37 protein-coding genes are annotated in these 24,747 nt (G+C 47.8%); 18 read left to right on the top strand and 19 right to left on the bottom strand.

Annotation, left to right across the window (positions count from 1 at the left end; translation table 11 throughout):
• Nucleotides 1-227: 227 nt before the first annotated feature.
• Complete coding sequence (locus JOY44_RS27090) at nt 228-761, bottom strand: hypothetical protein (protein WP_171576577.1); 534 nt, start codon at nt 759-761, stop codon at nt 228-230.
• A 343-nt stretch (nt 762-1,104) separates the two neighbouring features.
• Between JOY44_RS27090 and JOY44_RS27085 the strand changes: the two genes are divergently transcribed.
• Complete coding sequence (locus JOY44_RS27085; RefSeq protein WP_171576267.1) at nt 1,105-1,497, top strand: exonuclease domain-containing protein; 393 nt, start codon at nt 1,105-1,107, stop codon at nt 1,495-1,497.
• A gap of 149 nt (nt 1,498-1,646) precedes the next feature.
• A complete protein-coding gene (locus tag JOY44_RS27080; protein WP_171576266.1) occupies nt 1,647-1,820 on the top strand; it encodes a hypothetical protein in 174 nt (57 codons plus the stop codon).
• Here JOY44_RS27080 and JOY44_RS27075 read toward each other — a convergent pair.
• The gene (locus JOY44_RS27075) at nt 1,812-3,782 is read right to left on the bottom strand and encodes a protelomerase family protein (protein ID WP_171576265.1); all 1,971 of its coding nucleotides are present in this window, start codon (nt 3,780-3,782) and stop codon (nt 1,812-1,814) included. The two genes, JOY44_RS27080 and JOY44_RS27075, sit on opposite strands and share 9 nt — an antisense overlap.
• Before the next feature lie 181 nt (nt 3,783-3,963).
• Here JOY44_RS27075 and JOY44_RS31810 point away from each other — a divergent pair, with 181 nt between their 5' ends.
• Entirely contained in the window at nt 3,964-4,275 is a 312-nt protein-coding gene (locus tag JOY44_RS31810; protein WP_242541894.1) for a hypothetical protein, read from the top strand.
• 224 nt (nt 4,276-4,499) lie between these two features.
• Complete coding sequence (locus JOY44_RS27065; RefSeq protein WP_171576253.1) at nt 4,500-4,871, top strand: hypothetical protein; 372 nt, start codon at nt 4,500-4,502, stop codon at nt 4,869-4,871.
• A 196-nt stretch (nt 4,872-5,067) separates the two neighbouring features.
• On the opposite strand, the gene JOY44_RS27060 is transcribed toward JOY44_RS27065, so the two are convergent.
• Nucleotides 5,068-5,595, bottom strand: a complete 528-nt coding sequence (locus JOY44_RS27060) for an alpha-ketoglutarate-dependent dioxygenase AlkB family protein (protein WP_242541893.1) — start codon at nt 5,593-5,595, stop codon at nt 5,068-5,070.
• A 269-nt stretch (nt 5,596-5,864) separates the two neighbouring features.
• Here JOY44_RS27060 and JOY44_RS27055 point away from each other — a divergent pair, with 269 nt between their 5' ends.
• Nucleotides 5,865-6,653, top strand: a complete 789-nt coding sequence (locus tag JOY44_RS27055; protein ID WP_171576254.1) for an Rpn family recombination-promoting nuclease/putative transposase — start codon at nt 5,865-5,867, stop codon at nt 6,651-6,653.
• 102 nt (nt 6,654-6,755) lie between these two features.
• Here the strand turns inward: JOY44_RS27055 and JOY44_RS27050 are convergent, their stop codons facing one another.
• The 4 genes from JOY44_RS27050 to JOY44_RS27035 form a co-directional block, all read right to left on the bottom strand.
• Nucleotides 6,756-7,670: a Fic family protein gene (locus JOY44_RS27050; RefSeq protein WP_242541863.1), complete on the bottom strand. Its 915-nt coding sequence runs from the start codon at nt 7,668-7,670 to the stop codon at nt 6,756-6,758.
• A gap of 97 nt (nt 7,671-7,767) precedes the next feature.
• Entirely contained in the window at nt 7,768-7,983 is a 216-nt protein-coding gene (locus JOY44_RS27045; protein WP_171576256.1) for a hypothetical protein, read from the bottom strand.
• An 11-nt stretch (nt 7,984-7,994) separates the two neighbouring features.
• The gene (locus tag JOY44_RS27040) at nt 7,995-8,327 is read right to left on the bottom strand and encodes a GIY-YIG nuclease family protein (RefSeq protein WP_171576576.1); all 333 of its coding nucleotides are present in this window, start codon (nt 8,325-8,327) and stop codon (nt 7,995-7,997) included.
• Nucleotides 8,328-8,524: 197 nt separating this feature from the next.
• On the bottom strand, nt 8,525-9,364 hold the full coding sequence (locus JOY44_RS27035; RefSeq protein ID WP_171576258.1) for a hypothetical protein: 840 nt from the start codon (nt 9,362-9,364) through the stop codon (nt 8,525-8,527).
• 54 nt (nt 9,365-9,418) lie between these two features.
• Between JOY44_RS27035 and JOY44_RS27030 the strand changes: the two genes are divergently transcribed.
• On the top strand, nt 9,419-9,697 hold the full coding sequence (locus JOY44_RS27030; RefSeq protein ID WP_171576575.1) for a hypothetical protein: 279 nt from the start codon (nt 9,419-9,421) through the stop codon (nt 9,695-9,697).
• A gap of 48 nt (nt 9,698-9,745) precedes the next feature.
• Here the strand turns inward: JOY44_RS27030 and JOY44_RS27025 are convergent, their stop codons facing one another.
• Both JOY44_RS27025 and JOY44_RS27020 read right to left on the bottom strand, forming a co-directional pair.
• Nucleotides 9,746-10,168, bottom strand: a complete 423-nt coding sequence (locus JOY44_RS27025) for a hypothetical protein (protein WP_203032171.1) — start codon at nt 10,166-10,168, stop codon at nt 9,746-9,748.
• A gap of 256 nt (nt 10,169-10,424) precedes the next feature.
• Complete coding sequence (locus tag JOY44_RS27020; RefSeq protein ID WP_171576261.1) at nt 10,425-10,703, bottom strand: hypothetical protein; 279 nt, start codon at nt 10,701-10,703, stop codon at nt 10,425-10,427.
• 1,127 nt (nt 10,704-11,830) lie between these two features.
• On the opposite strand from JOY44_RS27020, the gene JOY44_RS27015 reads away from it, so the two are divergent.
• The 3 genes from JOY44_RS27015 (at nt 11,831) to JOY44_RS27005 (ending at nt 12,984) form a co-directional block, all read left to right on the top strand.
• Complete coding sequence (locus tag JOY44_RS27015; protein WP_171576262.1) at nt 11,831-12,016, top strand: hypothetical protein; 186 nt, start codon at nt 11,831-11,833, stop codon at nt 12,014-12,016.
• 10 nt (nt 12,017-12,026) lie between these two features.
• Nucleotides 12,027-12,305: a hypothetical protein gene (locus JOY44_RS27010; RefSeq protein WP_171576261.1), complete on the top strand. Its 279-nt coding sequence runs from the start codon at nt 12,027-12,029 to the stop codon at nt 12,303-12,305.
• Between the two features lie 256 nt (nt 12,306-12,561).
• Nucleotides 12,562-12,984 carry a hypothetical protein gene (locus JOY44_RS27005; protein ID WP_203032171.1) on the top strand — a complete coding sequence of 141 codons (423 nt, stop codon included), beginning with the start codon at nt 12,562-12,564 and terminating at the stop codon, nt 12,982-12,984.
• A 48-nt stretch (nt 12,985-13,032) separates the two neighbouring features.
• Here the strand turns inward: JOY44_RS27005 and JOY44_RS27000 are convergent, their stop codons facing one another.
• Complete coding sequence (locus tag JOY44_RS27000; protein ID WP_171576575.1) at nt 13,033-13,311, bottom strand: hypothetical protein; 279 nt, start codon at nt 13,309-13,311, stop codon at nt 13,033-13,035.
• A gap of 54 nt (nt 13,312-13,365) precedes the next feature.
• On the opposite strand from JOY44_RS27000, the gene JOY44_RS26995 reads away from it, so the two are divergent.
• The 4 genes from JOY44_RS26995 to JOY44_RS26980 all read left to right on the top strand — a co-directional run bounded on the left by JOY44_RS26995 (nt 13,366) and on the right by JOY44_RS26980 (nt 15,973).
• A complete protein-coding gene (locus tag JOY44_RS26995; protein ID WP_171576258.1) occupies nt 13,366-14,205 on the top strand; it encodes a hypothetical protein in 840 nt (279 codons plus the stop codon).
• A 175-nt stretch (nt 14,206-14,380) separates the two neighbouring features.
• Complete coding sequence (locus JOY44_RS26990; protein WP_171576264.1) at nt 14,381-14,734, top strand: GIY-YIG nuclease family protein; 354 nt, start codon at nt 14,381-14,383, stop codon at nt 14,732-14,734.
• Nucleotides 14,735-14,745: 11 nt separating this feature from the next.
• Complete coding sequence (locus tag JOY44_RS26985) at nt 14,746-14,961, top strand: hypothetical protein (RefSeq protein ID WP_171576256.1); 216 nt, start codon at nt 14,746-14,748, stop codon at nt 14,959-14,961.
• A 97-nt stretch (nt 14,962-15,058) separates the two neighbouring features.
• Nucleotides 15,059-15,973, top strand: a complete 915-nt coding sequence (locus JOY44_RS26980) for a Fic family protein (protein WP_242541863.1) — start codon at nt 15,059-15,061, stop codon at nt 15,971-15,973.
• Between the two features lie 102 nt (nt 15,974-16,075).
• Here the strand turns inward: JOY44_RS26980 and JOY44_RS26975 are convergent, their stop codons facing one another.
• Nucleotides 16,076-16,864 carry an Rpn family recombination-promoting nuclease/putative transposase gene (locus tag JOY44_RS26975; protein WP_171576254.1) on the bottom strand — a complete coding sequence of 263 codons (789 nt, stop codon included), beginning with the start codon at nt 16,862-16,864 and terminating at the stop codon, nt 16,076-16,078.
• A 269-nt stretch (nt 16,865-17,133) separates the two neighbouring features.
• Here JOY44_RS26975 and JOY44_RS26970 point away from each other — a divergent pair, with 269 nt between their 5' ends.
• On the top strand, nt 17,134-17,724 hold the full coding sequence (locus tag JOY44_RS26970) for an alpha-ketoglutarate-dependent dioxygenase AlkB family protein (RefSeq protein ID WP_171576583.1): 591 nt from the start codon (nt 17,134-17,136) through the stop codon (nt 17,722-17,724).
• Between the two features lie 134 nt (nt 17,725-17,858).
• Here JOY44_RS26970 and JOY44_RS26965 read toward each other — a convergent pair whose 3' ends face one another.
• On the bottom strand, nt 17,859-18,230 hold the full coding sequence (locus JOY44_RS26965) for a hypothetical protein (RefSeq protein WP_171576253.1): 372 nt from the start codon (nt 18,228-18,230) through the stop codon (nt 17,859-17,861).
• Nucleotides 18,231-18,398: 168 nt separating this feature from the next.
• On the bottom strand, nt 18,399-18,767 hold the full coding sequence (locus JOY44_RS26960; RefSeq protein ID WP_242541862.1) for a hypothetical protein: 369 nt from the start codon (nt 18,765-18,767) through the stop codon (nt 18,399-18,401).
• A 181-nt stretch (nt 18,768-18,948) separates the two neighbouring features.
• Here JOY44_RS26960 and JOY44_RS26955 point away from each other — a divergent pair, with 181 nt between their 5' ends.
• Entirely contained in the window at nt 18,949-20,919 is a 1,971-nt protein-coding gene (locus JOY44_RS26955; RefSeq protein WP_171576265.1) for a protelomerase family protein, read from the top strand.
• Here JOY44_RS26955 and JOY44_RS26950 read toward each other — a convergent pair.
• Both JOY44_RS26950 and JOY44_RS26945 read right to left on the bottom strand, forming a co-directional pair.
• Entirely contained in the window at nt 20,911-21,084 is a 174-nt protein-coding gene (locus tag JOY44_RS26950) for a hypothetical protein (RefSeq protein ID WP_171576266.1), read from the bottom strand. The two genes, JOY44_RS26955 and JOY44_RS26950, sit on opposite strands and share 9 nt — an antisense overlap.
• 149 nt (nt 21,085-21,233) lie before the next feature.
• Nucleotides 21,234-21,626: an exonuclease domain-containing protein gene (locus JOY44_RS26945; protein ID WP_171576267.1), complete on the bottom strand. Its 393-nt coding sequence runs from the start codon at nt 21,624-21,626 to the stop codon at nt 21,234-21,236.
• Nucleotides 21,627-21,800: 174 nt separating this feature from the next.
• Here JOY44_RS26945 and JOY44_RS26940 point away from each other — a divergent pair, with 174 nt between their 5' ends.
• The 3 genes from JOY44_RS26940 to JOY44_RS26930 all read left to right on the top strand — a co-directional run bounded on the left by JOY44_RS26940 (nt 21,801) and on the right by JOY44_RS26930 (nt 23,166).
• Complete coding sequence (locus tag JOY44_RS26940; RefSeq protein WP_171576247.1) at nt 21,801-22,502, top strand: hypothetical protein; 702 nt, start codon at nt 21,801-21,803, stop codon at nt 22,500-22,502.
• Between the two features lie 290 nt (nt 22,503-22,792).
• Entirely contained in the window at nt 22,793-22,948 is a 156-nt protein-coding gene (locus JOY44_RS26935; RefSeq protein ID WP_171576270.1) for a hypothetical protein, read from the top strand.
• A complete protein-coding gene (locus JOY44_RS26930) occupies nt 22,936-23,166 on the top strand; it encodes a hypothetical protein (RefSeq protein ID WP_171576271.1) in 231 nt (76 codons plus the stop codon). Before JOY44_RS26935 ends, JOY44_RS26930 begins: the two co-directional genes overlap by 13 nt.
• 18 nt (nt 23,167-23,184) lie before the next feature.
• Here the strand turns inward: JOY44_RS26930 and JOY44_RS26925 are convergent, their stop codons facing one another.
• From JOY44_RS26925 to JOY44_RS26910, 4 genes are all read right to left on the bottom strand, one after another.
• Nucleotides 23,185-23,742 carry a CAP domain-containing protein gene (locus JOY44_RS26925; protein ID WP_242541892.1) on the bottom strand — a complete coding sequence of 186 codons (558 nt, stop codon included), beginning with the start codon at nt 23,740-23,742 and terminating at the stop codon, nt 23,185-23,187.
• Between the two features lie 140 nt (nt 23,743-23,882).
• On the bottom strand, nt 23,883-24,200 hold the full coding sequence (locus JOY44_RS26920; protein ID WP_203032172.1) for a hypothetical protein: 318 nt from the start codon (nt 24,198-24,200) through the stop codon (nt 23,883-23,885).
• Complete coding sequence (locus JOY44_RS26915; protein ID WP_171576273.1) at nt 24,155-24,385, bottom strand: helix-turn-helix transcriptional regulator; 231 nt, start codon at nt 24,383-24,385, stop codon at nt 24,155-24,157. The genes JOY44_RS26920 and JOY44_RS26915 overlap by 46 nt, the downstream gene beginning before the upstream one ends.
• Before the next feature lie 31 nt (nt 24,386-24,416).
• The gene (locus tag JOY44_RS26910) at nt 24,417-24,743 is read right to left on the bottom strand and encodes a hypothetical protein (RefSeq protein ID WP_171576274.1); all 327 of its coding nucleotides are present in this window, start codon (nt 24,741-24,743) and stop codon (nt 24,417-24,419) included.
• Between the last annotated feature and the right edge of the window lie 4 nt (nt 24,744-24,747).

Here is a 24,747-nt window from a genome sequence, read left to right as displayed (position 1 = left end):
GCCAAATTAGATGACATCAAGACAAATTCGTGTCGCTGCAAACTCCCGCTATTGTAGGTTTGCAGATGATCGGTTGCTGAACAATCAATCATCTGGTCATCAGGCTTACCAAGTTGGCTCCAGACGGAAGGTTCATCAGGTCTAGCTTTACTGCTTCAACGACACTAATGCGTCTCTACGACAAATTAAAAGTCACTGTACACCTTAAAAGCATGGCAGCGAAGCGATTAGAACGAGTTCGTTGGCTGCACAAAGCGAGCGTTAGCGCGAACCAAGCAGTTATCGGCGGTGCGCAGCCAGGGAGCACCGTTAGAGGTGGTCATGGCCAGCCCGGAGCGATCACGAAATGCAGTGATCGGATCGCCCGCGTTGTAGGTGCGGCGAATGGACCCATTGGGTGTGGCGCGACAGTTGAGAAAGCCATCAGCCGACACGACTCTCCACCCGCGCCAAGTGCTAGATTGAGTGCCACCATTCCACTGATCGACGCTTACAGGTGTAAAGTCTCCACGCCCATCGGGACGGGGCAAGGCAGCCACTAAATTGAGCGTGACAGTCTGACCGATGACAGGACAAGCCTTGCCGCCTGTAACGTTCCAAGTGACTGAGAATCTTTGCCCAGGGCGATTGTCAGTCATGTCGATCGTGCCTGTACAAACCTGTTCAGCTCCGGGACCCGTACGAGAATCTCGAAACGTGCCTCGATAGCGTGAGACAACCACTCTCAGGCACCGGAACACCAGACACATTCGCTGAGCCAATCCAATCTTTGCCTTGAATGCGGCTCACGTATTCCACGCTCGGTTTCGAGCGACTTGAATCAAGCACGAAGCGAGTTTGTCCAGTTGTCGTAGTGTAAACAGCAGCTGAGGCGGCAGCCGGAAAGGCAAATGATAGTGCGCTGAGCGCCAGAAGATAACGGTATTGCATGGTTCAGTCCTGTAGCTTTGTCTTTTCAAAGTTCATTACTTCTAGAAAGACTACGCTTGTGTTGCGTGTTGCTACGGAAACAGTCGATAACTTTCTTCGCTGCTCGACCGAAGGGGGCACCTCAGAATTCGGAAAAATTTGTCCACTTAGGCGTTTCTGTAGCTTTGAGACCCAGTGTTACCGCGTGCGACCTTCCGGTTTACGCACATCCACGGCATTCGGTGGCAGGATGTTGCAGATCAACCCGCCTTCGGTGACCTGTGGATTTTTATCCAGCCCTTCATGCAGGATGCTGCTTTTCTAGCCGCCCATAACGCCTCTTTTGACCGGGGCGTGCTCTATGCGTGCTGTGACCTTTACGGCATTGCTCGACCGCCACAGCCTTTTTTGTGTACGGTGCAACTGGCTTGCAAAACCTGGAATTTACGTCCGACCAAACTGCCCAATGTTTGTGAATACCTGGGCATCGAGCTAGAGCACCATCAAGCGTTGTCTGATGCAGAAGCCTGTGCTCGCGTTGCTCTGGCAGCTCACCAGTCCCAAGCAGCTTGCCAGAATCGGTGTTGAACCAATCAAACGTCAGCGCCTACATGGGCTTAGAGATCGCCCCCCTGATGCCAGTGGAACCTGACCCTTGTCACCGTAACAGGGATTGCTTGCCTGATCTCAAGACCAGCCCGTAGGGTGAGAATAGTCCTGTTTGCCTGCCATTCATAATGCCCATTGAGGTCACCCTGGAGCGACGGCAACTGCAATTGACCTGTATCGAGGGGGCACTGGCGAAAGGTGCCACCAGCCGACACGCTTTACGCCGACAGTTTGAAAGCGCGATCGCTGCATTGCCTTTAATTGCAATCAAGCCCCCCCCCTCTCCCTCATCCTCACATTGAGATAATTTGATTAATTGGATTGTTGTGCCTGACGTTGTGACGTTGCCCCAGCCCATGCCTTTGATGATGGCTTTCAATTTCTGGTCTACGGTTGGCTAGAGCTTGTTGTACGCGACCTTGAGAAGCGGAATAGTCATTGCCTCTAAGGAGGGCCAAAAGCGCTGGAACCCCAATAAACCACTTGTCGTTAAACGCTCTAACTGGATCATCATTCCAGGCAATAATCAGAGAAATCGCCTCATCAATCTTTTCCAAAGCCGACGCCTGATCGCGAATTCTTCTTTGCGGCGTATGACCTGCAATAGTTGGTTGAACTCGTGATGGCACTGGCACCACAGGTGTAGGTATCGGAGTAACCGGAGCCGAACCCGTAAACAGTTGTTTTAACTGCTGAAACTGAATCAACTCCGCCTGCAGCCGTTCATTTTCAGTTTTCAACGCCTCCAACTCTTCCAACTCCTCCAACGGTCGAATCGCCACCGATGCCATACTTTGAAGTTGCCCCTGGGCCTGGTCAAGTTTTGCCAAGAGCGCCTGATTTTCAGCCCTCAACCGTTCTACTTCAGCTGTAAACCATTGAAAGGTGCTGCCAAAGGATTCAACCGAAGTTGCTATCGTCGGAGTCGAATCGTCTCGCAGAAACCTAACAACCGCCTCCATTACATCCGCATTAGAGCCTTGAGCATTGAGTTTAATTGCCGCTAATTCTTTGAGTTGATGCATTAAATCAGTAGGCACACTCGCGCGAGGTTTACGGGGATGGATTTCAGCATCCGGAAGAGCGATCGCCATTGTTTCATTCTCCATTACTTCAACTGGCTCAATATCTGCCAGTTCAACGGGTTCAAGCTCCAATTCGACCGTAGTCGGTAACGCTCCAACGCGTTCTAATAGAATCCCCTTTTCACCGAGTGGCTGCTGCTGGGCCCCGATCAAGAAATAATGAAAGTAGTGTTCCGTAGCCCCCGCATTCTTCCTTTTTGCTAATTCAGACTCACCAATCACATGCCCTAGATGCTGTTGCAGGAACCGGTGAGTGCCTTGATTAGGAGGACAGAAGAAATGCGTGGCAATTTCAGCATACGCCCCCCTAAGATTGTGAGCCGTCACCGCCTTTTCGCCAGGTAGCACCGGCAGTACCTCTGAGTCCTCGAAGCTGCTCTTGATATAATGCCTGACACTGGTATTGAGCCTGGAGTTAATGTCATCAGGAGACAACTCCGCCAACTCCTGAATTCTAGGATGGGCTCTAAACTTATAGATCGCCTTTAGAACCTTATCTGCATCAATCAAAGTAGCGATCAGGAAGGTTTGAGCCTTTTCAATGTCTTGAATTCCTTTTTTCAGTTGCCCACGAAACGAGATCGCGTAAGGATGATGGGTCGGTTTAAATTCGCCTTTAGCCACAATCTCACTGAATCGTCTCCCCGTCACCGCCAAAAGCCCTACTGCCCATTCATAGGGAGTTTCCCTTGTCAACAAATCCTTCGCCTTATTCAAGAACCTGTCTGCGCGAATCGGCTGTAAATCGTCCTGCTTTAGATTGTTCTTAATCGTCGTTTTTTGCTTAATTGCCTGCTGTACCTCATTTGGATAAGTCAGGTGATAAAGCCCCCAGTGAGGGTAAACCTTGCCATACAGACTAGGTGGCAACTCCAGCCTAGGCAATCGACCCTCATCTATAGCCCGAGCGATTGCCTTGCGATAGTCTGGTAAATATTGATTCGCGATCGAGGCAACCGGGTAGCCTTCTTCGAGGAGGGCAATTTCAGCGGCACAGAGAGCTTTCGCTGCGTTTTCAGTCTTACAGTTGCCCAACCTATCGATAAAGTGGAGGATCAATTCTCCACGTTCGTCTTTGGAGAGTTTAGTGCGATCGTTTGTAGCGATGCGATCGCGGAATCGAGCGATTAATTGTTCGCGGGTGGTGTCATGGGTATAGGCAGTAGGGATAAAACTCATCGTTTCACGTCCATGTTCATTAAATCCCTATCTATATCAGATATTCATACTATATCATTATCCTTATCGCTGTTGCAATCGGTGTGAGGAGGGGGAGCAAGAACTAGTTCTTGCAATAAATTTATGGAACGAATTGGGCATTTTAAGGGGGTAGTTTTTTGCATCTACTATGAAAGGCGTTTTGCATAGAATCCAAGCAAGGCTTGCTTCGCTGCTTTCCAAAAGCGAACTGAAGCAACCCACAATTAGCAGTTATGGGCAAGCTGAGAGTGGTGTTGCTTTAGACGATATTCAACCGGTAATGGAATGGTTATTCCTTAGCCTTCTCAATGCAGGCTATCAAGGGCAATCTCACTTGTTCTGGTTGTCTCCTAGAGATGCTGTTGACTTGCATCAACATCTACGACAGTTACACCAGAAAGATGAGCCTATTTTTGGCTATCGCTGTGGAGATCGCGTTTCAACACCCCGGAAGGCTTTTATTGGAGAATAATGGCAGAGCATCCCTCTTTGAAAATTTACCAGTTAGAAGTACAGCAAAATGGCTAAAAATGATTTTGTATCTACAATCGGGGTTGACTATACTACCCTTCTTGACCTGCTTCAAGCAGAAAACATGGATGAAGTTACAAAGAGGCAGGAAATAAAGAGCAACACTGGAACCTTTATTCCTAGTCAATTCAAGAGGTGAAACGGAGCTTTTACAGGTATTAAGCGATGAGTAAGCAAAGCCCATTTCACAAGTTACCCGAATGCGATCGCTGTTTTCACAATACCCATAACCCTCATCTTTTCTGTGCCGTTCATCCCTATGGAGTGCAAGAAAGTAGTGAACAGTGTGTAGATTTTGAACTAGATCCGAACTTATTAAATGGGGAATGGTGGGAGCCAGAAGAAGCCAGTTTTTATGGGAATGAGCTTGTCATTTCACCGGCGCAACGATGGAACCGAGCGCAAAAGCTAGAACTGTTGCTGTGGCATCCGCTTTTTACAGGTCTGTGCCCTGAGTGTCGCTATCCATTTCCTCCCGATTCAGCGCGTGTTCATTGGGATTGCCCTTCGTGTGAATGGAAAGACGACAGTGTGTAGATTGCACTTCAGACAATTTTGTTTGGGTCTAACTTTCTGGTTTTAGCCTAAACCTCACCGGGTTGCAGTGGCTTTCCTTGCCAGGATTTCTTGCCTATATAGAAGTCTTTTAATCAGCAGAGTGATTGCTCAACTTAATCGTCTAACCGCCGTGTTTGATTAAGATGAGGTCTGAATGTCCAGTTAATGCGTTCTGCTACTGATTGCTTAGTCTTGGGCAATTGATGAATGTGAGTGGATTGGCAACCGGGAAGCATGAGCAGTAGCGAACCATGTTCGAGAAAGAAATGCTGTAATTCCCCCTCATGCCCTTACGGGGTTTAAGGCTAAACTTGCGGATAGCGCCCAATGAAATCGAAGCGATCGCGGGACTGGTGCCCAGGCTCTTTTCGTTATCCGAGTGCCAACCGATTGAGTGTTCACCGACGCGATAGCGATTGCCAGTGGTGATCGCAAAGTTGAAGCCAGATTCAGTTTCTATACGGTCTCGTAACTTGGCTAATGGGTCCGTCCAGGGCAGCGGTTCTAGAAGTACCGACGACGAATAGAAATAGCTGCATCCCTCATCGCCATAGATAGCTTCCAAACGAGGGACAGGGATAAACTTGCCAAACATCCGAATATCATTTTGCTGCCAACTCAGAGCTTGGCTGTGTTCGTAGAGAGCATCGGCTTCAGCTTGAGAGAGGAATTGAGGCAGGTAGTAGTAGGGTTCTTGGGTCATAGCACCATCAGGGGGGTAGTGAATAGGCAAGGAATTGAAATAATTCGCGATCGCAGCAAGAGAAAACGTGTGACGTAGATTATTTCGATATAAGGTGCCCAAAGTCCAAGGAGATCATTCCTATTTCAAGTTATTTGCTACAGCGAAAGGATTGTAGCCAGAGAAGCTAACCGAGTCCTCATCGAAGAACCCCGCGATTGCCTTTCTGATTCCCTCTTTTTCCAAGCTTTAATAGTACAATTGCTTCAACGGCTCGGAACAATTTACCCATGCGACGGGATTCAATTTTCTATGCCTTATTTCAGCAATCTCCGACGCTTCTATTTGAGTTACTCGAAGAGCCACCCCTTAACGCTGAGGCCTATCGATTTGATTCCGTAGCCGTCAAAGAACCCCGGTTTGAAATCGATGGAGTGTTCTTACCCCCTGACACTGAAGTGCCTGGAATTGTGTACTTTTGTGAGGTTCAATTCCAACGGGATGAGCGGCTGTATGAACGCCTTTTTGGTGAGTCGTTTTTATATTTCTATCGCAACCGAGATCGCTTCAGTGATTGGCAAGCTGTAGTAATTTATCCCGCTCGTTCAATGGAGCAGAGCAATACGCTTCCCTATCAAGATTTACTGGCGGGAGATCGGGTTCATTGCGTGTTTTTAGATGAGTTGGGAGACATTGGACAATTGCCGTTAGGAGTCGCCCTCATGGTATTGACAACCCTTGAAGAAGCTCAAGCACCCGCAGAAGCAAGAGCGTTACTCGCGCGATCGCGGCAGGAAATAGACGAGCCAGCAGCTAGTCGCGCCATAATGGAGATGCTGACCACCATTATGGTTTACAAGTTTACAAATCTGAGTCGGCAGGAGATTGAAACGATGTTGGGAATCAGTTTGCAGCAGACACGGGTATATCAAGAAGCTAAGGAAGAAGCGCTTCAGCAGGTAGTGATAAACCTTCTGAAAGAAGGAATGACGGTAGAGGCGATCGCTCGTGTTACTGGACTATCGGTCGAACAAATCGAGCAGTTGCAGAAGAGCGTTCCTCACAATCCACTAGGATAGTTAACGCGATTGCACGTCTTCACCGCTCCATCCATACTCTTCATTAAATCGCACTGGTTCTGTAGTGTTATTTTTCATCGTTCCATCACGACCTTCCCTAATTCAGGAAAGGAACTGACTTAGATGTTCAAAAAAGCCTTCCCCCTTGCCGTTGCTAGAAGCTGCCGTCGATACCACACTTAACGTTTCAATGAGAGAGTCTTGGCTAGCATTCGCGACTAAATGCGTCAGAGCTTCTCCCCCTTCCCCTGTCTGAGCCGCCACAATAGCATTGATGTAATCTATCCGTTGCTCATTGGCAATTACCCCAATCAGGAAGCCTGCTCGAATCAGTAATAGATTCATCAAGAGGCGTGCTGTGCGTCCATTACCATCTTGAAACGGGTGAACCGTCACTAGCCTGAGATGAGCTTCAGCCGCATAGACGATTGGATGTAGTGCTTTGGCATTTTGAGAATTAAGCCATTCCACAAAGTCTGCCATCAACTTGTCTACCTGATAGTGGGGAAGATAGACAGACTCAGTCCCTGCCGCCCGGACATCCAGTAACCGAAATCGTCCTGCCGTTTCCGGGTCAATCGTTCGCAGAATGAGGCTGTGGACTTGCCTCAACTCCCACTCAGTAATGACAGCATCAGCAACAGAAAACGATTCAATGTAATTGATTGCCTGCCCATGTCCAATCACTTCTAAATGCTCTTTTAAGGACTTGCCCCCAATTGTGATGCCTTGCTCCAGCACTAGAGCAGTCTCTCTAAGCGAGAGCGTGTTGCCCTCGATCGCGTTGGAGTTGTAAGTAAACCGGACATCATAGCGTTGCTTAAGTTCAGCCACGATGCTGCGGTCAAGGGGACGAAACAAGTCAAGCCATGCTTTAAGACGATCTAGATGTGCCAACTTCTCAGAAAGAGAGACGTGGGATGCAAAAGTCAAATGCTCTCTTAAGACCTCTTCTGCGATGAGAACTTGGGATTGTAGGGCAGCAATCCAGCGAGCGTAGGCTATGGATGTATTCATAGGCATTCTGCAAGAAGTCCTCCACTTCAGTTTGACAGAGGAATTGAGGCAGGTCGTAGGGGTTTGAGTTATAGCACTCTGAGGAGTCAATGAACAATTATTTCAAGTTCTTTACTACGGCGAGAGGATTGCAACCGGAGAAGCTGATTGAGTCTTCGTCAAGGAAACCCGCGATCGCCATTTCAACAATTGACTCAATCGGTTGTTCAATCTGAGCGGCATAGGTCAACAGTCCCAACCGAATTTTATCTGGAAGCATCTGAATAAAAGCTTGGGCTGCTTCAGGAGAGAGATGTTCGGTCGTAATCTGCATTTTGCTGTCTCCTAGTTCATGCGAGTGTTGTAACGGGGTCGAGCCATTTGAATCATCAATGTTTCAATGTACTCAACTTGCTGAGGGGAACGCCGACCCATTGCAAAAGTCGAAATTCTAACATCATCTGGATTGAGCCTGTCAACAAATGCCCAACTCAGAGCCTTATGTCCATTACGGAACCGTCGTCTAAGATTGTTACCAATTCCAATATACAAAATCTCATCACGATAACGAAACGCATAGAAGCCTGGATTAGAGGGAACGGGTTTCAAAATCGCGGCTAAGCGGATAGCATTCCTCAAACAGGATAGAAGAAAGCGCTTTAAGAACCATCTGGGCATCTGATTTAAGTGTTTCGCTCATTGTTCAGTAAAGTGCAGGATCAACTTTGAGCGCTCGTTTTTAACCAGTTTAGTCCGTAGGGAGCGATCGCGAATTATTGGCTATTCCGTGTCCAAAGCTCAATGACATCGAGCCAGTTCATTGCGATCGCCGTCGCCTCGCGATTAAATATTGAATCTAAACTTTACCCTTGTTTTTATAGCCCTGCCTCCATGAGCGCCTGAAACAAATCAGCCTCAATCCCCAACTGGCGCGACCATTCGCCCAAATAATCAAAATCTAGAGTGTCGCCCTGCACCTTTAGTACTCCCAACACATCGCGCCATTGCTTATCCGATTGTGACTGTTGCCGCCAGCGTAATTTATTCAGCACCACATCTTCGGGCGATGCAAAGTAGAACGCTCCAGCCCCAATGACTTCGACTAGCTTGCGGCGCTTAAACTTCACTAAATCAAACTCTTCACTCCCCGCCATCATCAGATCGGCGCGTGAAATCGTAGGCTGATGCGTCACCCCCAAGGTTTTCATCCGACCCGATCTTACATCTTCCACTCCCGGAACATAAAACTGATGAACTTCCAACGCAATCACCAGTTGCTCTAGCTGCAATGGCGCAATTGCTAACACCACATCCAAATCACGGGTTGCTCTCGGATCGCCAAAAGTGGATGAGGCAACCCCGCCCGTAATGTAATAGTCGATTTGTACCTGCTCAAATACCTCATGCAAAATTGCCGCCAGCGCAATCGAATCTTGAATCCAGGTCATTTCATGGGTTGCTGTAAAAAAATTAGGCGGACAATGATCACCCAAAAAAGACTGGGCAACCTTTTGGGCAAAGGCCTCCCCCACCATCTGCGGGAAGCGATGCTTTAGCCCACTTATAGAGAGCCTGCGGGTGCTGCGAGTGTGAGCCGCAGACATCAACGCGCGATCGCTGTTCGTCCGCTGCCGCAATAACGCAAACTCAAACACATCCGTCTCAATGCTAGTGTCTTCCGCTTGGGGGCAGTACCCTGGCTTTACGGTAACCATTTAGGCGAAATACAGTAAAATAAATAGGCTTACATTATACACAATCTAAACGTTGTGGCAGTCAAGAAATATTCACGGCAGCAGGTGATCAAACTGGCAAAAACTACATCTAGCCGACTGTCGTACATGGATCGAATGGGGTTTGTTGTACCAGAGAAGATTGGTGAAGCGGATACCAAAAAGCCTGTGGTGCTGTATACGAAACATCAGATTGAACTGGTCAAGCAAATTAACCAGGCTTCTCATTTCTTGAGTGCATCAGGGTTGAGGTTGGCAATCCAACGCGATCGCCTGGCTGAAGTGGTGCGATCGTTGAGTGAATTACTAGATTAATTGAGCTACAAACGAGCTACGAACACAACCAATAAAATATCAAACAAGCTACTTATGCCATATAGCATTCAGAGGTTTTGAATATTGCCAGTCTTTTTCAGTTGATATCGTCTGTCTGGTAGCCGTAGAGTTGTTCTTCAAGGCGAATAATGCCTCTTTCGCCGTCCTGATAGAGAATTTCTGGTCCCAATCCAAAGCAGAATCAGGCAATGGTTCAAAGGCTTGTGGATGCGCGTAGAAAGCATCAAGCACTTTCAAGTCAGATGCCAAAGGCACATTTAAGCGATTGGGATTATTGGGAATGAGAGCGATCGCTTCTCGCAGTTTTTCAACGCCTAGTTGTTGCTGGAGTTGCCATAGAAACTGAACATAGGGCACTGTTGTAGGCATGTTTTCTTTGTGGTAGTGCAACCACAAAACTCGAATTTGGAGTGCAGTACAAGAGATAGAGGAGTTGAGCTTCGAGTTCATAGTGAGTGAAGATGATAATGAACAAAGTGATCGCTGAAGTTTTGTAGAGTGTTTAAGGAACCTTCAGGTTGAAATGAAGTGTTCATAGGAAAAATTTAGGCAAGAGGGTGGTGAAGCCACTGGAGCGATTGGAGCGATCGCAACACTCAGTTAATGAGACGCATCTTAGGAAAGCGGGTAGTCAAGCACTGGAGCGATCGAACATAGCTAGAAGGAGCGATCGCAACACGGCTAGAAGGAGCGATCACATTTCAACTCAAGTGTTGGAGCGACGAACTTTGTGGTCAATCGATAGAGATGTTTCTATGTTTTCTACTGCGTCAAGAGCAGCGTGGATGACCTGCGGTGGAACCAAGAGGTTGAAGCCGTGTTGCATTTTGACAAACGTTCTGCCAGGTTCCAGCCAACCATCACAGCCAACTCCATTGAAAGGCAAAGGAGCGATCGCATAGAGGATTGTAGTGTTTCTCAATGCCTGATTGATTACTGTGTAGCGGTGAACTTCAAACGAGCTAACGATTGCTGTGGTTTCCATTGCCTGATTCCTAGTAGAGTTCAGGGAACGCCAACTTGTTGATCCAGAGGGCGGCTCTTTGGCGCGTCCAGCGACGTTCTAAAGCAACAAGACCAATGGCGTGGTCAATAGCGTATTGCTCGTCAGCGGTCAGTGAGGACTGACGGAGAAAGTCGGTAACAGTTGCAATCTGAGTAAGTAGCAGTACCAGTAATCATAGGGAGTGCCCACGAATCAATTCATATTCATATCCATATCGTTATTATAACTCTATCTTTATCAATATCGCAATACATTAACCATAGAAATACCTGGAACTCATCCTGGATAAGACTTGTAAAAAACAATAACTGTCAATGATAGGAATATCAAATGTATCGCAGCTATAAAAAAGATAAAGATAAGAAAGATTCATTAGATATTTGTATCATTTCAGCGTCTCCTTGATAAGGATAGGGCGATGCAATGATGAGAACTGTGCAGAGTCGACAAGTTGAATCGCTGAAACTCATACACAGTGGGCATTGTAGTGATCGTAGTTTATGAGGCTTGTCAGCGATCCCCATCCTGCCGCTATCCTTATCACAAAATGGAGGGTTTGCGATAGGGTGAACGATAAGGATTGCTAATGATAGGGTAGTGATAAGGTATCCTTATAGGTGGACAGGGATAGCTTTTTGGTTAACCAAAAAGCTATCCCTGTCCACCTATAAGGATACCTTATCACTACCCTATCATTAGCAATCCTTATCGTTCACCCTATCGCAAACCCTCCATTTTGTGATAAGGATAGCGGCAGGATGGGGATCGCTGACAAGCCTCATAAACTACGATCACTACAATGCCCACTGTGTATGAGTTTCAGCGATTCAACTTGTCGACTCTGCACAGTTCTCATCATTGCATCGCCCTATCCTTATCAAGGAGACGCTGAAATGATACAAATATCTAATGAATCTTTCTTATCTTTATCTTTTTTATAGCTGCGATACATTTGATATTCCTATCATTGACAGTTATTGTTTTTTACAAGTCTTATCCAGGATGAGTTCCAGGTATTTCTATGGTTAATGTATTGCGATATTGATAAAGATAGAGTTATAATAACGATATGGATATGAATATGAATTGATTCGTGGGCACTCCCTATGATTACTGGTACTGCTACTACTCAGATTGCAACTGTTACCGACTTTCTCCGTCAGTCCTCACTGACCGCTGACGAGCAATACGCTATTGACCACGCCATTGGTCTTGTTGCTTTAGAACGTCGCTGGACGCGCCAAAGAGCCGCCCTCTGGATCAACAAGTTGGCGTTCCCTGAACTCTACTAGGAATCAGGCAATGGAAACCACAGCAATCGTTAGCTCGTTTGAAGTTCACCGCTACACAGTAATCAATCAGGCATTGAGAAACACTACAATCCTCTATGCGATCGCTCCTTTGCCTTTCAATGGAGTTGGCTGTGATGGTTGGCTGGAACCTGGCAGAACGTTTGTCAAAATGCAACACGGCTTCAACCTCTTGGTTCCACCGCAGGTCATCCACGCTGCTCTTGACGCAGTAGAAAACATAGAAACATCTCTATCGATTGACCACAAAGTTCGTCGCTCCAACACTTGAGTTGAAATGTGATCGCTCCTTCTAGCCGTGTTGCGATCGCTCCTTCTAGCTATGTTCGATCGCTCCAGTGCTTGACTACCCGCTTTCCTAAGATGCGTCTCATTAACTGAGTGTTGCGATCGCTCCAATCGCTCCAGTGGCTTCACCACCCTCTTGCCTAAATTTTTCCTATGAACACTTCATTTCAACCTGAAGGTTCCTTAAACACTCTACAAAACTTCAGCGATCACTTTGTTCATTATCATCTTCACTCACTATGAACTCGAAGCTCAACTCCTCTATCTCTTGTACTGCACTCCAAATTCGAGTTTTGTGGTTGCACTACCACAAAGAAAACATGCCTACAACAGTGCCCTATGTTCAGTTTCTATGGCAACTCCAGCAACAACTAGGCGTTGAAAAACTGCGAGAAGCGATCGCTCTCATTCCCAATAATCCCAATCGCTTAAATGTGCCTTTGGCATCTGACTTGAAAGTGCTTGATGCTTTCTACGCGCATCCACAAGCCTTTGAACCATTGCCTGATTCTGCTTTGGATTGGGACCAGAAATTCTCTATCAGGACGGCGAAAGAGGCATTATTCGCCTTGAAGAACAACTCTACGGCTACCAGACAGACGATATCAACTGAAAAAGACTGGCAATATTCAAAACCTCTGAATGCTATATGGCATAAGTAGCTTGTTTGATATTTTATTGGTTGTGTTCGTAGCTCGTTTGTAGCTCAATTAATCTAGTAATTCACTCAACGATCGCACCACTTCAGCCAGGCGATCGCGTTGGATTGCCAACCTCAACCCTGATGCACTCAAGAAATGAGAAGCCTGGTTAATTTGCTTGACCAGTTCAATCTGATGTTTCGTATACAGCACCACAGGCTTTTTGGTATCCGCTTCACCAATCTTCTCTGGTACAACAAACCCCATTCGATCCATGTACGACAGTCGGCTAGATGTAGTTTTTGCCAGTTTGATCACCTGCTGCCGTGAATATTTCTTGACTGCCACAACGTTTAGATTGTGTATAATGTAAGCCTATTTATTTTACTGTATTTCGCCTAAATGGTTACCGTAAAGCCAGGGTACTGCCCCCAAGCGGAAGACACTAGCATTGAGACGGATGTGTTTGAGTTTGCGTTATTGCGGCAGCGGACGAACAGCGATCGCGCGTTGATGTCTGCGGCTCACACTCGCAGCACCCGCAGGCTCTCTATAAGTGGGCTAAAGCATCGCTTCCCGCAGATGGTGGGGGAGGCCTTTGCCCAAAAGGTTGCCCAGTCTTTTTTGGGTGATCATTGTCCGCCTAATTTTTTTACAGCAACCCATGAAATGACCTGGATTCAAGATTCGATTGCGCTGGCGGCAATTTTGCATGAGGTATTTGAGCAGGTACAAATCGACTATTACATTACGGGCGGGGTTGCCTCATCCACTTTTGGCGATCCGAGAGCAACCCGTGATTTGGATGTGGTGTTAGCAATTGCGCCATTGCAGCTAGAGCAACTGGTGATTGCGTTGGAAGTTCATCAGTTTTATGTTCCGGGAGTGGAAGATGTAAGATCGGGTCGGATGAAAACCTTGGGGGTGACGCATCAGCCTACGATTTCACGCGCCGATCTGATGATGGCGGGGAGTGAAGAGTTTGATTTAGTGAAGTTTAAGCGCCGCAAGCTAGTCGAAGTCATTGGGGCTGGAGCGTTCTACTTTGCATCGCCCGAAGATGTGGTGCTGAATAAATTACGCTGGCGGCAACAGTCACAATCGGATAAGCAATGGCGCGATGTGTTGGGAGTACTAAAGGTGCAGGGCGACACTCTAGATTTTGATTATTTGGGCGAATGGTCGCGCCAGTTGGGGATTGAGGCTGATTTGTTTCAGGCGCTCATGGAGGCAGGGCTATAAAAACAAGGGTAAAGTTTAGATTCAATATTTAATCGCGAGGCGACGGCGATCGCAATGAACTGGCTCGATGTCATTGAGCTTTGGACACGGAATAGCCAATAATTCGCGATCGCTCCCTACGGACTAAACTGGTTAAAAACGAGCGCTCAAAGTTGATCCTGCACTTTACTGAACAATGAGCGAAACACTTAAATCAGATGCCCAGATGGTTCTTAAAGCGCTTTCTTCTATCCTGTTTGAGGAATGCTATCCGCTTAGCCGCGATTTTGAACCCGTTCCCTCTAATCCAGGCTTCTATGCGTTTCGTTATCGTGATGAGATTTTGTATATTGGAATTGGTAACAATCTTAGACGACGGTTCCGTAATGGACATAAGGCTCTGAGTTGGGCATTTGTTGACAGGCTCAATCCAGATGATGTTAGAATTTCGACTTTTGCAATGGGTCGGCGTTCCCCTCAGCAAGTTGAGTACATTGAAACATTGATGATTCAAATGGCTCGACCCCGTTACAACACTCGCATGAACTAGGAGACAGCAAAATGCAGATTACGACCGAACATCTCTCTCCTGAAGCAGCCCAAGCTTTTATTCAGATGCTTCCAGATAAAATTCGGTTGGGACTGTTGACCTATGCCGCTCAGATTGAACAACCGATTGAGTCAATTGTTGAAATGGCGATCGCGGGTTTCCTTGACGAAGACTCAATCAGCTTCTCCGGTTGCAATCCTCTCGCCGTAGTAAAGAACTTGAAATAATTGTTCATTGACTCCTCAGAGTGCTATAACTCAAACCCCTACGACCTGCCTCAATTCCTCTGTCAAACTGAAGTGGAGGACTTCTTGCAGAATGCCTATGAATACATCCATAGCCTACGCTCGCTGGATTGCTGCCCTACAATCCCAAGTTCTCATCGCAGAAGAGGTCTTAAGAGAGCATTTGACTTTTGCATCCCACGTCTCTCTTTCTGAGAAGTTGGCACATCTAGATCGTCTTAAAGCATGGCTTGACTTGTTTCGTCCCCTTGACCGCAGCATCGTGGCTGAACTTAAGCAACGCTATGATGTCCGGTTTACTTACAACTCCAACGCGATCGAGGGCAACACGCTCTCGCTTAGAGAGACTGCTCTAGTGCTGGAGCAAGGCATCACAATTGGGGGCAAGTCCTTAAAAGAGCATTTAGAAGTGATTGGACATGGGCAGGCAATCAATTACATTGAATCGTTTTCTGTTGCTGATGCTGTCATTACTGAGTGGGAGTTGAGGCAAGTCCACAGCCTCATTCTGCGAACGATTGACCCGGAAACGGCAGGACGATTTCGGTTACTGGATGTCCGGGCGGCAGGGACTGAGTCTGTCTATCTTCCCCACTATCAGGTAGACAAGTTGATGGCAGACTTTGTGGAATGGCTTAATTCTCAAAATGCCAAAGCACTACATCCAATCGTCTATGCGGCTGAAGCTCATCTCAGGCTAGTGACGGTTCACCCGTTTCAAGATGGTAATGGACGCACAGCACGCCTCTTGATGAATCTATTACTGATTCGAGCAGGCTTCCTGATTGGGGTAATTGCCAATGAGCAACGGATAGATTACATCAATGCTATTGTGGCGGCTCAGACAGGGGAAGGGGGAGAAGCTCTGACGCATTTAGTCGCGAATGCTAGCCAAGACTCTCTCATTGAAACGTTAAGTGTGGTATCGACGGCAGCTTCTAGCAACGGCAAGGGGGAAGGCTTTTTTGAACATCTAAGTCAGTTCCTTTCCTGAATTAGGGAAGGTCGTGATGGAACGATGAAAAATAACACTACAGAACCAGTGCGATTTAATGAAGAGTATGGATGGAGCGGTGAAGACGTGCAATCGCGTTAACTATCCTAGTGGATTGTGAGGAACGCTCTTCTGCAACTGCTCGATTTGTTCGACCGATAGTCCAGTAACACGAGCGATCGCCTCTACCGTCATTCCTTCTTTCAGAAGGTTTATCACTACCTGCTGAAGCGCTTCTTCCTTAGCTTCTTGATATACCCGTGTCTGCTGCAAACTGATTCCCAACATCGTTTCAATCTCCTGCCGACTCAGATTTGTAAACTTGTAAACCATAATGGTGGTCAGCATCTCCATTATGGCGCGACTAGCTGCTGGCTCGTCTATTTCCTGCCGCGATCGCGCGAGTAACGCTCTTGCTTCTGCGGGTGCTTGAGCTTCTTCAAGGGTTGTCAATACCATGAGGGCGACTCCTAACGGCAATTGTCCAATGTCTCCCAACTCATCTAAAAACACGCAATGAACCCGATCTCCCGCCAGTAAATCTTGATAGGGAAGCGTATTGCTCTGCTCCATTGAACGAGCGGGATAAATTACTACAGCTTGCCAATCACTGAAGCGATCTCGGTTGCGATAGAAATATAAAAACGACTCACCAAAAAGGCGTTCATACAGCCGCTCATCCCGTTGGAATTGAACCTCACAAAAGTACACAATTCCAGGCACTTCAGTGTCAGGGGGTAAGAACACTCCATCGATTTCAAACCGGGGTTCTTTGACGGCTACGGAATCAAATCGATAGGCCTCAGCGTTAAGGGGTGGCTCTTCGAGTAACTCAAATAGAAGCGTCGGAGATTGCTGAAATAAGGCATAGAAAATTGAATCCCGTCGCATGGGTAAATTGTTCCGAGCCGTTGAAGCAATTGTACTATTAAAGCTTGGAAAAAGAGGGAATCAGAAAGGCAATCGCGGGGTTCTTCGATGAGGACTCGGTTAGCTTCTCTGGCTACAATCCTTTCGCTGTAGCAAATAACTTGAAATAGGAATGATCTCCTTGGACTTTGGGCACCTTATATCGAAATAATCTACGTCACACGTTTTCTCTTGCTGCGATCGCGAATTATTTCAATTCCTTGCCTATTCACTACCCCCCTGATGGTGCTATGACCCAAGAACCCTACTACTACCTGCCTCAATTCCTCTCTCAAGCTGAAGCCGATGCTCTCTACGAACACAGCCAAGCTCTGAGTTGGCAGCAAAATGATATTCGGATGTTTGGCAAGTTTATCCCTGTCCCTCGTTTGGAAGCTATCTATGGCGATGAGGGATGCAGCTATTTCTATTCGTCGTCGGTACTTCTAGAACCGCTGCCCTGGACGGACCCATTAGCCAAGTTACGAGACCGTATAGAAACTGAATCTGGCTTCAACTTTGCGATCACCACTGGCAATCGCTATCGCGTCGGTGAACACTCAATCGGTTGGCACTCGGATAACGAAAAGAGCCTGGGCACCAGTCCCGCGATCGCTTCGATTTCATTGGGCGCTATCCGCAAGTTTAGCCTTAAACCCCGTAAGGGGCATGAGGGGGAATTACAGCATTTCTTTCTCGAACATGGTTCGCTACTGCTCATGCTTCCCGGTTGCCAATCCACTCACATTCATCAATTGCCCAAGACTAAGCAATCAGTAGCAGAACGCATTAACTGGACATTCAGACCTCATCTTAATCAAACACGGCGGTTAGACGATTAAGTTGAGCAATCACTCTGCTGATTAAAAGACTTCTATATAGGCAAGAAATCCTGGCAAGGAAAGCCACTGCAACCCGGTGAGGTTTAGGCTAAAACCAGAAAGTTAGACCCAAACAAAATTGTCTGAAGTGCAATCTACACACTGTCGTCTTTCCATTCACACGAAGGGCAATCCCAATGAACACGCGCTGAATCGGGAGGAAATGGATAGCGACACTCAGGGCACAGACCTGTAAAAAGCGGATGCCACAGCAACAGTTCTAGCTTTTGCGCTCGGTTCCATCGTTGCGCCGGTGAAATGACAAGCTCATTCCCATAAAAACTGGCTTCTTCTGGCTCCCACCATTCCCCATTTAATAAGTTCGGATCTAGTTCAAAATCTACACACTGTTCACTACTTTCTTGCACTCCATAGGGATGAACGGCACAGAAAAGATGAGGGTTATGGGTATTGTGAAAACAGCGATCGCATTCGGGTAACTTGTGAAATGGGCTTTGCTTACTCATCGCTTAATACCTGTAAAAGCTCCGTTTCACCTCTTGAATTGACTAGGAATAAAGGTTCCAGTGTTGCTCTTTATTTCCTGCCTCTTTGTAACTTCATCCATGTTTTCTGCTTGAAGCAGGTCAAGAAGGGTAGTATAGTCAACCCCGATTGTAGATACAAAATCATTTTTAGCCATTTTGCTGTACTTCTAACTGGTAAATTTTCAAAGAGGGATGCTCTGCCATTATTCTCCAATAAAAGCCTTCCGGGGGTGTTGAAACGCGATCTCCACAGCGATAGCCAAAAATAGGCTCATCTTTCTGGTGTAACTGTCGTAGATGTTGATGCAAGTCAACAGCATCTCTAGGAGACAACCAGAACAAGTGAGATTGCCCTTGATAGCCTGCATTGAGAAGGCTAAGGAATAACCATTCCATTACCGGTTGAATATCGTCTAAAGCAACACCACTCTCAGCTTGCCCATAACTGCTAATTGTGGGTTGCTTCAGTTCGCTTTTGGAAAGCAGCGAAGCAAGCCTTGCTTGGATTCTATGCAAAACGCCTTTCATAGTAGATGCAAAAAACTACCCCCTTAAAATGCCCAATTCGTTCCATAAATTTATTGCAAGAACTAGTTCTTGCTCCCCCTCCTCACACCGATTGCAACAGCGATAAGGATAATGATATAGTATGAATATCTGATATAGATAGGGATTTAATGAACATGGACGTGAAACGATGAGTTTTATCCCTACTGCCTATACCCATGACACCACCCGCGAACAATTAATCGCTCGATTCCGCGATCGCATCGCTACAAACGATCGCACTAAACTCTCCAAAGACGAACGTGGAGAATTGATCCTCCACTTTATCGATAGGTTGGGCAACTGTAAGACTGAAAACGCAGCGAAAGCTCTCTGTGCCGCTGAAATTGCCCTCCTCGAAGAAGGCTACCCGGTTGCCTCGATCGCGAATCAATATTTACCAGACTATCGCAAGGCAATCGCTCGGGCTATAGATGAGGGTCGATTGCCTAGGCTGGAGTTGCCACCTAGTCTGTATGGCAAGGTTTACCCTCACTGGGGGCTTTATCACCTGACTTATCCAAATGAGGTACAGCAGGCAATTAAGCAAAAAACGACGATTAAGAACAATCTAAAGCAGGACGATTTACAGCCGATTCGCGCAGACAGGTTCTTGAATAAGGCGAAGGATTTGTTGACAAGGGAAACTCCCTATGAATGGGCAGTAGGGCTTTTGGCGGTGACGGGGAGACGATTCAGTGAGATTGTGGCTAAAGGCGAATTTAAACCGACCCATCATCCTTACGCGATCTCGTTTCGTGGGCAACTGAAAAAAGGAATTCAAGACATTGAAAAGGCTCAAACCTTCCTGATCGCTACTTTGATTGATGCAGATAAGGTTCTAAAGGCGATCTATAAGTTTAGAGCCCATCCTAGAATTCAGGAGTTGGCGGAGTTGTCTCCTGATGACATTAACTCCAGGCTCAATACCAGTGTCAGGCATTATATCAAGAGCAGCTTCGAGGACTCAGAGGTACTGCCGGTGCTACCTGGCGAAAAGGCGGTGACGGCTCACAATCTTAGGGGGGCGTATGCTGAAATTGCCACGCATTTCTTCTGTCCTCCTAATCAAGGCACTCACCGGTTCCTGCAACAGCATCTAGGGCATGTGATTGGTGAGTCTGAATTAGCAAAAAGGAAGAATGCGGGGGCTACGGAACACTACTTTCATTATTTCTTGATCGGGGCCCAGCAGCAGCCACTCGGTGAAAAGGGGATTCTATTAGAACGCGTTGGAGCGTTACCGACTACGGTCGAATTGGAGCTTGAACCCGTTGAACTGGCAGATATTGAGCCAGTTGAAGTAATGGAGAATGAAACAATGGCGATCGCTCTTCCGGATGCTGAAATCCATCCCCGTAAACCTCGCGCGAGTGTGCCTACTGATTTAATGCATCAACTCAAAGAATTAGCGGCAATTAAACTCAATGCTCAAGGCTCTAATGCGGATGTAATGGAGGCGGTTGTTAGGTTTCTGCGAGACGATTCGACTCCGACGATAGCAACTTCGGTTGAATCCTTTGGCAGCACCTTTCAATGGTTTACAGCTGAAGTAGAACGGTTGAGGGCTGAAAATCAGGCGCTCTTGGCAAAACTTGACCAGGCCCAGGGGCAACTTCAAAGTATGGCATCGGTGGCGATTCGACCGTTGGAGGAGTTGGAAGAGTTGGAGGCGTTGAAAACTGAAAATGAACGGCTGCAGGCGGAGTTGATTCAGTTTCAGCAGTTAAAACAACTGTTTACGGGTTCGGCTCCGGTTACTCCGATACCTACACCTGTGGTGCCAGTGCCATCACGAGTTCAACCAACTATTGCAGGTCATACGCCGCAAAGAAGAATTCGCGATCAGGCGTCGGCTTTGGAAAAGATTGATGAGGCGATTTCTCTGATTATTGCCTGGAATGATGATCCAGTTAGAGCGTTTAACGACAAGTGGTTTATTGGGGTTCCAGCGCTTTTGGCCCTCCTTAGAGGCAATGACTATTCCGCTTCTCAAGGTCGCGTACAACAAGCTCTAGCCAACCGTAGACCAGAAATTGAAAGCCATCATCAAAGGCATGGGCTGGGGCAACGTCACAACGTCAGGCACAACAATCCAATTAATCAAATTATCTCAATGTGAGGATGAGGGAGAGGGGGGGGGCTTGATTGCAATTAAAGGCAATGCAGCGATCGCGCTTTCAAACTGTCGGCGTAAAGCGTGTCGGCTGGTGGCACCTTTCGCCAGTGCCCCCTCGATACAGGTCAATTGCAGTTGCCGTCGCTCCAGGGTGACCTCAATGGGCATTATGAATGGCAGGCAAACAGGACTATTCTCACCCTACGGGCTGGTCTTGAGATCAGGCAAGCAATCCCTGTTACGGTGACAAGGGTCAGGTTCCACTGGCATCAGGGGGGCGATCTCTAAGCCCATGTAGGCGCTGACGTTTGATTGGTTCAACACCGATTCTGGCAAGCTGCTTGGGACTGGTGAGCTGCCAGAGCAACGCGAGCACAGGCTTCTGCATCAGACAACGCTTGATGGTGCTCTAGCTCGATGCCCAGGTATTCACAAACATTGGGCAGTTTGGTCGGACGTAAATTCCAGGTTTTGCAAGCCAGTTGCACCGTACACAAAAAAGGCTGTGGCGGTCGAGCAATGCCGTAAAGGTCACAGCACGCATAGAGCACGCCCCGGTCAAAAGAGGCGTTATGGGCGGCTAGAAAAGCAGCATCCTGCATGAAGGGCTGGATAAAAATCCACAGGTCACCGAAGGCGGGTTGATCTGCAACATCCTGCCACCGAATGCCGTGGATGTGCGTAAACCGGAAGGTCGCACGCGGTAACACTGGGTCTCAAAGCTACAGAAACGCCTAAGTGGACAAATTTTTCCGAATTCTGAGGTGCCCCCTTCGGTCGAGCAGCGAAGAAAGTTATCGACTGTTTCCGTAGCAACACGCAACACAAGCGTAGTCTTTCTAGAAGTAATGAACTTTGAAAAGACAAAGCTACAGGACTGAACCATGCAATACCGTTATCTTCTGGCGCTCAGCGCACTATCATTTGCCTTTCCGGCTGCCGCCTCAGCTGCTGTTTACACTACGACAACTGGACAAACTCGCTTCGTGCTTGATTCAAGTCGCTCGAAACCGAGCGTGGAATACGTGAGCCGCATTCAAGGCAAAGATTGGATTGGCTCAGCGAATGTGTCTGGTGTTCCGGTGCCTGAGAGTGGTGTCTCACGCTATCGAGGCACGTTTCGAGATTCTCGTACGGGTCCCGGAGCTGAACAGGTTTGTACAGGCACGATCGACATGACTGACAATCGCCCTGGGCAAAGATTCTCAGTCACTTGGAACGTTACAGGCGGCAAGGCTTGTCCTGTCATCGGTCAGACTGTCACGCTCAATTTAGTGGCTGCCTTGCCCCGTCCCGATGGGCGTGGAGACTTTACACCTGTAAGCGTCGATCAGTGGAATGGTGGCACTCAATCTAGCACTTGGCGCGGGTGGAGAGTCGTGTCGGCTGATGGCTTTCTCAACTGTCGCGCCACACCCAATGGGTCCATTCGCCGCACCTACAACGCGGGCGATCCGATCACTGCATTTCGTGATCGCTCCGGGCTGGCCATGACCACCTCTAACGGTGCTCCCTGGCTGCGCACCGCCGATAACTGCTTGGTTCGCGCTAACGCTCGCTTTGTGCAGCCAACGAACTCGTTCTAATCGCTTCGCTGCCATGCTTTTAAGGTGTACAGTGACTTTTTAATTTGTCGTAGAGACGCATTAGTGTCGTTGAAGCAGTAAAGCTAGACCTGATGAACCTTCCGTCTGGAGCCAACTTGGTAAGCCTGATGACCAGATGATTGATTGTTCAGCAACCGATCATCTGCAAACCTACAATAGCGGGAGTTTGCAGCGACACGAATTTGTCTTGATGTCATCTAATTTGGCTCCGTACAAATCCAGTAAATCTAAAAATCTAGCGAACTGCATGGAGAAATAAAGTTGTGCTTATGAACAAACTGCTTGCCACAATCACTGCAACCACGATCGCAACACTCCTTGTGCCCACGATCGCCATAGCTCAGACCCTCCCCAAAACCCTTAAACAAGGTATGCCCTACGCTCAGGCACGAAAGACCTTGCTCAACAGCGGATGGCAAGTGTAGTACATTCCCCCAATCGAGATCGCTTCGGCGCAATGAACTACCTCATCGACAAACTTGGCTACAACGAAGTCGAAACCTGCTCTGGTACAGGTATGGGCTTTTGTCGCTTCAGCTTCACCAACGCCAACGGGCAAAAGCTAGCAGTTGTCACCGTCAATAATCAACCCGGTCAAAAGCCTAAACTTCAACGCTGGTGGATCGACACCGAGAATCGCTAGTCCCTGACGCAAGTGTTATTACTGTTCTGCTCCAGCAAAGTTTTGCACCGCATAAGCTCGTCCCCTCATCGGGTCAACCACAATCCCATAACCAAAACGTTTGTAGTCCGGCTTTAACAAGTTTTGGCGATGTCCTGTGCTATACATCCAGCTTTTCTGAAATGCTTCAATCAGCCCATAGCTCAAGCTAATTCCTGTTCCGCCTGTCTGCTGCATGATGTTTTCTCCCACCCCACCGCGTCCGCCTACTTGGGTGAAGCGATCCGTTGGGGTTCTCCCCTCTGGAGTGACATGAGCGTAATAATTGCGGCTCATCATATCTTGGCTGTGCTGCTGAGACGATTGAGAGAGCAGCGGATCTTCCACTAGCGGCAACAAGCCATTGAGTTGACGATCTCGGTTCACCAGCGCCAACGCCAACTGCCGAACTTCTGGGAGCGATCGACCGCCGTGAGCGTTGAGCAGCGATACTTTTGGTTTACCAATCTTCCAACCCGCCCCACCCGACCCGTTATCAAAGTAAAAAGCATCTTTCGCAGAAAGCAGGCTAACTCCAGCAATCAACAATCCAGGCAAGAGAACTTGTTTTGCTCTGACTGCAAACGATGTCGAAGACCTTCTTTGCCTGGATTGGTATCTCATACTTGAACCTATTGATTGAGTTAAGAGTTCCCTATCTCAACCCTGCAAGCTCCAGTTTCCTTCAGCCTCATTCTTCAGACTTCACCCTTCATCTCTTCATCCGTACCCTCCGTTACCTCATCCATTTCAACTTGCTCCAGCAACTCCAGCGGCACCCGATCACCTTGAGCTAAGCCTTCCCCCTCGCCCTTCCCCTTGGGCTGAGCGTTAGTCGAAGCCTTCCCCTTACGCTCCACTATCGGCGGCGCATCCTTTGCCGTAGCCATCCGATCCGCCATCACTCGCAACATCTGGGCAAAATCCCGCGATGGCATTACTTCTACCCGATCAAGAATGTCCTTACTCGTCAACCCACCTGTGCACCCATACAGGTAAGCAACAAAATCCTCCACCACCATCCCCTAATTCGAGCAATCTTCTCCAGATTCTCCAAACTGGAGACATTTTTGCCATTCTCCCACTGCTGCACCGTCGATTGAGACACCTCCAACGTGTGCCAGCTTTTTCCGGCTTCAGTTTGTCGGTGGGGTCTGAGATGCAGTGGAACGAAAAACCCCGTTACGTGGACACTTGGCATAGCCAAATTGATTTCGGTCAGCGGCAGGTGTTCAGGGTGTGTGTTGGGACATGGCTTGTCGGAGTGATCGCGGCAGTCCCAATTCTTGCCACAGATCAGGACGCTCTTGCAGTTCAGCCTCCGCCTGAAGTGTTTCCTGGGTCAGACACTCCGCCAATTGAGCAAGTTGTCGCCAAGTCTGAGCTGGCAAGATCAGGGCAAAAGGAGCCAGGGTGTTGACATCGCCCACTTGCGTATCCCATTTGAAGCCCTGCAACATCATGGCGCGGCGAATGTGAGCCGCAATGTCTGCGTCCAGCGGTGCGGAACATTGCCATTGCGGCACGTTGCAGTCTAAATCAAGGGGCAGATGAGCCATGTGG

This window comes from Leptolyngbya sp. Cla-17 (genome assembly GCF_016807185.1).
Taxonomy (GTDB): Bacteria; Cyanobacteriota; Cyanobacteriia; order Leptolyngbyales; family Leptolyngbyaceae; genus ULC077BIN1.
The sequence above is the reverse complement of the archived record's forward strand: the minus strand, read 5'-3'. Positions and strand labels throughout refer to the sequence as shown.